Annotated in this window: 4 protein-coding genes and 2 pseudogenes; 2 read left to right on the forward strand and 4 right to left on the reverse strand. The window is 63.4% G+C overall.

All coding sequences use genetic code 11. The annotated features are described in order from the left end of the window. Positions 1-244 precede the first annotated feature (244 nt). Both Q1A87_RS19890 and Q1A87_RS19895 read left to right on the forward strand, forming a co-directional pair. Positions 245-1,453 carry an aminopeptidase P family protein gene (locus Q1A87_RS19890; protein ID WP_299655509.1) on the forward strand — a complete coding sequence of 403 codons (1,209 nt, stop codon included), beginning with the start codon at positions 245-247 and terminating at the stop codon, positions 1,451-1,453. Positions 1,454-1,822: 369 nt separating this feature from the next. Beyond that, a complete protein-coding gene (locus tag Q1A87_RS19895) occupies positions 1,823-2,137 on the forward strand; it encodes a hypothetical protein (RefSeq protein WP_299655511.1) in 315 nt (104 codons plus the stop codon). On the opposite strand, the pseudogene Q1A87_RS24280 reads toward Q1A87_RS19895, so the two are convergent. From Q1A87_RS24280 to Q1A87_RS19910, 4 genes and pseudogenes are all read right to left on the reverse strand, one after another. Beyond that, positions 2,083-2,205, reverse strand: a pseudogene (locus Q1A87_RS24280) (DUF892 family protein); the annotation flags it as partial. The gene Q1A87_RS19895 and the pseudogene Q1A87_RS24280 sit on opposite strands and share 55 nt — an antisense overlap. Positions 2,206-2,386: 181 nt before the next feature. Further along, positions 2,387-2,881, reverse strand: coding sequence for a hypothetical protein (locus Q1A87_RS19900; protein WP_299655514.1), 495 nt, complete (start codon positions 2,879-2,881; stop codon positions 2,387-2,389). 212 nt (positions 2,882-3,093) lie between these two features. Beyond that, complete coding sequence (locus Q1A87_RS19905; RefSeq protein ID WP_299655517.1) at positions 3,094-4,869, reverse strand: methyl-accepting chemotaxis protein; 1,776 nt, start codon at positions 4,867-4,869, stop codon at positions 3,094-3,096. Positions 4,870-5,467: 598 nt separating this feature from the next. After that, positions 5,468-6,710: pseudogene (locus tag Q1A87_RS19910) on the reverse strand (IS256 family transposase). Positions 6,711-6,926: the final 216 nt, after the last annotated feature.

Here is a 6,926-nt window from a genome sequence, read left to right on the forward strand (position 1 = left end):
ACTGTCGATAGGGAATTATTACTTCCAAAAATGTCGAAGTCTTCGTTCGATCAGTGTGGCGTGTCATTGACGTTGAAGCGCGCGAGCCCCTTTGCCACTGGCTCATGGAATTCTATAGTGATTTCCGCGAACGGGCGATGGCGTCGCCCAAGGCTTCCGGCCTCTCGTGCGGCTCGGCCGCATCCGTCCTGAACGCCCGGATTGTGACGTCCGGCAGTGCCGGGCGCTGGTCAGGAGTACGAGGATGTCTATCCAAGACACTCGAAACTATCGCTTTCACAACGGCGAGAAAGCCCCGCTGCCATTTTCCGCTGTTGAGTACGAGCGTCGCCTGAAGGGCCTTCGCGACATAATGGATGAGCACGATATGCTCGCCTGCGTGCTGACCTCCATGCATGCCGTCGCCTACTACTCGGGATTTCTCTATTGCGCTTTCGGACGGCCCTATGCCTGTGTGGTCACGGCCGAGCAATGTGTAACGGTGTCCGCAGGCATCGACGCGGGCCAGCCGTGGCGCCGGTCGCATGGCGACAACATCACCTATACCGACTGGCGGCGCGACAATTTCGAGGTGACGGTTGCTTTCATCACCGGAACAAGCGGACGCATCGGGATCGAGGCGGATCACCTCACGCTCGCAATGCGAGATCGGCTGGCAGGCGCTCTTGGCGCCGAACTCGTCGATGTCGCGCCTGCCGCCATGCGCCAGCGGATGATCAAGTCCTCCGAAGAGATCGCCCTGATCCGGGAGGGCGCCCGGATCGCGGATATCGGGGGCAACGCCATCCGGGATGCCATCCGTCCTGGGATCCGCGAGATCGACGTCGCGATGGCCGGCCGCGATGCGATGGAGCTTGCTATCGCTGAAGCCTTTCCCGGCTCGGAGCTTCGCGACAGCTGGGTCTGGTTTCAGTCGGGCCTCAATACCGATGGCGCCCACAACCCGGTGACCACACGAAAGCTTGCGCATGGCGATATTCTGTCGCTCAATACCTTCCCGATGATCTCGGGCTACTACACCGCTTTGGAACGGACCCTCTTCGTAGAAGACGTCGATAAGGCTTCGCTGCACATCTGGGAGGCCAATGGCGGGGCCCACGAACTCGGTCTCTCGCTTATCCAGGAAGGCGCGAGCTGTTCGTCGATCTGCAAGAGGATCAACGTATTTTTCGAGGAACGCGACCTCCTTCGATATCGCTCCTTCGGATACGGTCATTCCTTCGGTGTGCTGTCGCATTACTATGGCCGCGAGGCGGGCCTGGAACTGCGCGAGGACATCGACACTGTTCTTCAACCCGGCATGGTCGTCTCGATGGAGCCGATGCTGACCATCCCGGCGGGGCAGCCTGGCGCGGGCGGCTACCGGGAGCACGATATCATCGTGATCGGCGAGGACGGGCCCGAGAACATCACCGGGTTCCCTTATGGTCCGGCCCATAACGTGATCGGCTGAGATTGTTAGGCCGGAGCCGTGGAGCTCCGGTCGCGGACGTGCCGGGCGACCTCGTTCGGGGTGGCCCGGACAATCTTCCGAACGGAGTTCTTCCTTCGGATTCGATTGCACCCAAGACGAACGAAACTCTTGCAGCCATTGTCGTGAGCCGCTTGCGTCCTCGCTGACGTGCTACCTGTCCAAGCGCTCATGTTCGCCGCAGACCACGGGAGCGTGGTCCTCCATTGCCGCGATAGGTGCTGTAGCCGTAGGGGCTCAGCACGATCTGGAGTGCGCCCCTCGGTTTGGACAAAATTTCAGGCTTGGATTGACCGGCCCGGGCCTATCCGAGGGAGATGGCCGATGCCGAGACGACACCGCAGTCATAGCATGGAGCTGAAGCGCCAGGTCGTGGCGGAATACAATGCAGGCGAGACGCTGCATGGGCTGTCCAGGCGCCATGACGTCTGCCGCACTCCAATCGAGCACCGCGCCCTCGAGGTCGCTGTCGAGCGCGTGCTTCCGGGCTTCCTCGACCAGGCCTTCCATCCCTTTGCAATGCTCCTTCTCGACCTCGAGGCCGGCCGCATCGATTTGAGCATCTCGGTATGCTTGTCGATGCCGTCCTTGGCCTTCTCAAGCCTGTCGGCCAAGCTCTTGTCACTGGCCTTGCTGGACATCTTCGACACCGCCTTGACCATCTGATCGTTCGCAGACCAAAGGTCTTGCAGCTCCTCCTCGTAAAGATCCTTGAGGTTCGACATTTTCGTCATCCTTTCTCAGTTGCACGAGGCCGACGCGAGATCGCGTATCCACTGATTTGCCGAATTCCCCCTGGCGAGGTTGTCGGAACGGACGGTTTCAAATCTGCGGGTGGACATGGCTGGTCAGCCCGCCTGCAGCACTTGATCCGATACAGCTCGAAGTCCCGCGTGCTGCCACGAAGAGCAGGGGTCAAAGTCCCGCCTCGATCTCGCGCGCCAGCCACCTTGCGATCATGTCGGGGGCGAAAAGCGCACGCCCCACCCGGTCGAGATCGTGCTCGGCGGTGATGGCCGCAGGGAAGTTGTCGTCTCCTTCGAGGCTTTCGATCAGGATGGAACTGCGCGTCTCGACACGGTGGCCGAGCGCTGCGAGAAGCGCCGAGACGGACCGGACGTTGCGATGCAACTCGTCACAGGCCTTCCGGAGTTCCGAGCATCCGAGGACGGTGAAGCTGGCCACGGCCGCTGCCATCAGGTCTTCTCCGCCTTCGACCGCCGCCTGCCGCATTCCTGGATCGCCTCCGAGGTGCCGCAACTCGTGGAAGGGAACGGTGTGCGCCATCATCGATCCGGCGGCGCTGTCGCTGTCATGGACGGCGAGCCTGACCTCCAGGCACGGAACGCTGGACGTCACCCCGTCGGACCGGAACTCGATTAGCCTGACAAGGCCGAAGACGGTCAGCATAGCGATATCCCTATTGCAAAGGGGAGGGGCGATACGGGTCCTACGGCAGGCCGCGGCCGGACCCGAGAGGACATTCCGCTGCACCGCCGGGGCGTCGCCGTCAGGACTGCCCGGAGACGATGACCCGAGACAGGTTCGAGCGAACCGGCCACGGCGCCGGACGGACAGGCCATCCTCCGGCGCCGTACAGGGACAAGATCGACGGAGCCGCCCTACCCCGTGTAGCGCTGGAAGTCGCGGTCGCAGGCGTCCTCGTCCGAAAGATCGAGATCGAACGCCTCGTTCGGGCCCTTACGCGCCTTCGGGCTTCCGGATGGAACGACACGGAGAGCGGCGCCTGAGGTTCGTGCGGCCGGCACGGGCGCCGCGCCGGTCTCGAAGTAGGAGATCACTTCCGTCAGCGTCTCGGACAGGCGCGCGAGGTCGCGGCTCGTGTCGGCGGAACTTTCGGCCGCCGCGGCGTTCTGCTGGATCACGGTGTTGAGTTCGCGGATCGCTTGGTTGATCTGCTCGGCGCCGACGTTCTGCTCGCGCGTCGAGGCGGAAATCTCGGCCACCAGATCGGCCGTGCGCTGGATGTTGGGCACCAGCGTCTCGAGCATCCGCCCCGCCTCGCCCGACACGTCCACCGTCTGCGCCGAGAGCTGGCTGATCTCGGCCGCCGCCTGCTGAGAGCGCTCGGCGAGCTTGCGCACCTCGGAGGCCACCACCGCGAAGCCCTTGCCGTGGCTGCCGGCGCGAGCCGCTTCCACGGCGGCGTTGAGTGCGAGCAGGTCGGTCTGGCGGGCAATCTCCTGGATGATGTTGACCTTGTCGGCGATGGTCTTCATCGCCTGGACCGCATCGGCCACGGCCTCGCCGGACTTCTGCGCATCCGCGGCCGACTGATTGGCGATCTTCTCAGTCTGGCTGGCGTTGTCGGCGTTCTGGCGGATGTTGGCTGTCATCTCCTCGATCGAGGCAGAAGCCTCCTCGACGGCCGCGGCCTGCTGGGTGGAGCCCGAGGACAACTGGTCGGCGGCCTGGGAAAGGCCGGTCGCGCTCGAGGCCACACTCGCGGCGCTCGCGCCCGCGTTCGAGATCACCTCGCGCAGGCGCACCACCATGTCATGCAATGCGATGCCCAGCCGGTCCTCCTCCGACCGCGGCGCGACGTCCACCTTCAGGTCGCCCTTCGCGATCGCTTCGGCGGACTGGCTCAAGCCCTTGAGGTCCGCGACCATCTTGCCCATGGCCTCGAGCAGAGACCCGATCTCGTCGCGCGCCGTGGTCGAGGTGTCGACATCGAGATTGCCGCGGGCGACCTCCGTCACCACGCGCTCGGCGCGTCGGACGTTGCGGGAAATGGCCGTGGCCAGGACCACCGCCACGGCGAGACCGATAACCAGGGCCGCGCCGCCCAGAACGATCAGCATCCGGGTCACGCTGGTTTCGGTCGCTTCGGCGTGCTGCCGCTCCGCGGACATCTCCTCGCGCAGCAGTTCCAGCTCGTGCGAGATATCCTCGAAGACCGTCGCGAAGGCTGCATCGGCGGCGCTGTAGAGCTCGTAGACGACTTCAATGTTGTCCCCCCCGGCGAGCGCCACGGGACGCAGGGCCGCCTCCAAAGCGAGGTAGGCATCCCAGTGAGTGCTTAGCTCCCCCAGGATTTCCTTCTCGTTCTCCGAGGCCCGGGAGCGTAGGTCGGCGAGCAGCTCGTCGACTTCGGCCACACCCCGGTTGAAGGTCGCGAGTGCCGCATCGACCGCCGCGGGGTTTTCTTCTTCAATCCGCTCGTTGAGATAGGTCAAGACTGCACCGTCCATCTCCATCATCGTGGCACGGACGTCCTGCATCTCGCTGCGCTTAAATGCGGTGGAGTCCACGAGAAGCTCGACGTCGTGTCCGATGGTCCAGATTCCATGCAGCCCAGACAGGACGGTAATCCCGGTCAGGGCAATCATCGCGGCGAAGCCGGCGATGATCTTCGTCTTGATCGTCAGGCGCATTGTCTCACCTCGTCTCTTTGCCCGGGGGATGAAGGGAATACCGACCGGCGTGACGTAGGCTGGAGGACGTGGGCCGCGCCTCCCCGGAGGATTCCAATATGACGTGCACCAGCCTCGGTATGCCGGTTCAGGCTCTGCGTCGGGCTCGTCAGAGAAGACCGACCGCCCGGCCTTTTGCCGGGTCACAGTGTTTCCTTAACTGCCGCGTACCTTGCGGAATGGGGGCTTAGGGCATCACTTCCGCTTAAGACGCCCTGAATCCGGACCGGGGTGCGACAGTATGTCCATAACGTATCGTGCGGGAAAACCGTCCGGATTGTTCATTAATTGCGCAATGCGGACTTGGTCAGATCGTACGTATCGCCGGTCATCGCGCGGTCCCACGGCTTCCATCTCTTCGCAAGGTCGAGGAGGTCGAAGCGCATCGCATCCTTCCCATATCCACCGACAACCGAAACTGTACGAGTCGGTACTTTGAGAATTCACGGTTCGTTTCCCCGTGGTAGACTTCCGCTAAGGCAGCTGACGAATTTCGATCGTGTCCCACCGAGTGGTGTAGCTCATTGCGGGCCTGACGGATGTCGGCGAGCCAAGCTGGTCAGTCCGTCTGCGCAACAGGCAGGCTGACGATGGGATCGTCGCAGACTGGCGCCAAGGTTTCCAGCGTCATGTAGCGGGACCGCTGCACGGTCCATTCCTCGGTCTGTTCCATGAGGATGGCGCCGACGAGACGACGGATGGAGGCCTCGTTCGGGAAGATGCCAACGACGTCGGTGCGCCGCTTGATTTCGCCGTTCAGGCGCTCGATCGGATTCGTCGAGTGCAGCTTCGCCCGGTGCTGCTGAGGAAAGGTCATGTAGGCAAGAACATCCTCTTGGGCGCCGTCCATGAGGGTGGCGAGCCTGGGCAGCTTGCTTCGCATCTGATCTGCTACAAGACGCCACTGCGTGCTGGCCGCGGTATGGTCGGGCTGAGCGAAAGCGGTGGCGATGAAGGCGGACACCACGCGTCGGCTGCTTTTGCCGGCGTGGGCGAGCGCGTTCCTTTGGAAATGCACCCGGCAGCGTTGCCACGTGGTGGACAGGACACGGGCGGTGGCAGCCTTCATGCCTTCGTGCGGTCTGCCGGAAAAACAGCGCCCCACGCTGTTTCTCTTCGGCAGACCTGATCACCAGCTTCACGCCCGACAAGCCGCGGCGCAGGAGATCTCGGAGAAAGTCGGTCCAGAACGTCTCCGCTTCGGATGGACCGGTGGCCATGCCGAGAACTTCACGCCGGCCGTCGGTGTTCACACCGACCGCGATGGTGACGGCGACACTGACGATGCGGCCGCCCTGGCGGACCTTGAGATACGTTGCATCGATCCAGAGATAGGGCCATTCGCCCTCGATCGGCCGGGTCAGGAAAGCGTCGACCCGATCATCGATCTCCTCGCACAGCCGGCTGACCTGGCTCTTGGAAATGCCGGTGCCGCCCATGGCCTGCACGAGATCGTCCATGGCGCGTGTCGAGACACCGTGGACGTAGGCCTCCTGGATTACGGCCGTCAGCGCCTTCTCGGCGGCCCGGCGGGGCTCGAGAAATGATGGAAAGTAGCTCCCAGTGCGCAGCTTCGGAATGCGCAACTCAACGCTTCCGGCACGCGTCTGCCAGTCCCGGTCGCGGTAGCCGTTCCTCTGGGACAAACGTTCGGGGCTCCTCTCGCCATAAGCGGCGCCGGTCTGACCGCCGACTTCGAGCTCCGTCAGTCGCTCGGCAGCAAAGCCGATCATCTCGCGCAGAAGATCCGCATCGCCGCTCTTCTCGACGAGCTCTCTCAGGTCCATCATGGGTTTGGTCATCCGCTGGCCGTCAGGGCATTGCGCAGCAATGTCCCGAGAGGCGGGGTCGTCCCTCGGTTCAGGTTGGCTTTCGCAACCCGACCCTACCGAGAAACCCGATGGCCGCCTCAGCTACACCACGCCCCGGGACATGACCCGAATCGGTAGTGTCCCGGGGCGTGGTGTAGGAACTGGCGTCCACCTGCTTCTTCATAGCTGGTGTCGCTCGTTCATTGA

Origin of the sequence: uncultured Jannaschia sp., from assembly GCF_947494055.1 — a bacterium.
GTDB lineage: Bacteria > Pseudomonadota > Alphaproteobacteria > Rhodobacterales > Rhodobacteraceae > Jannaschia.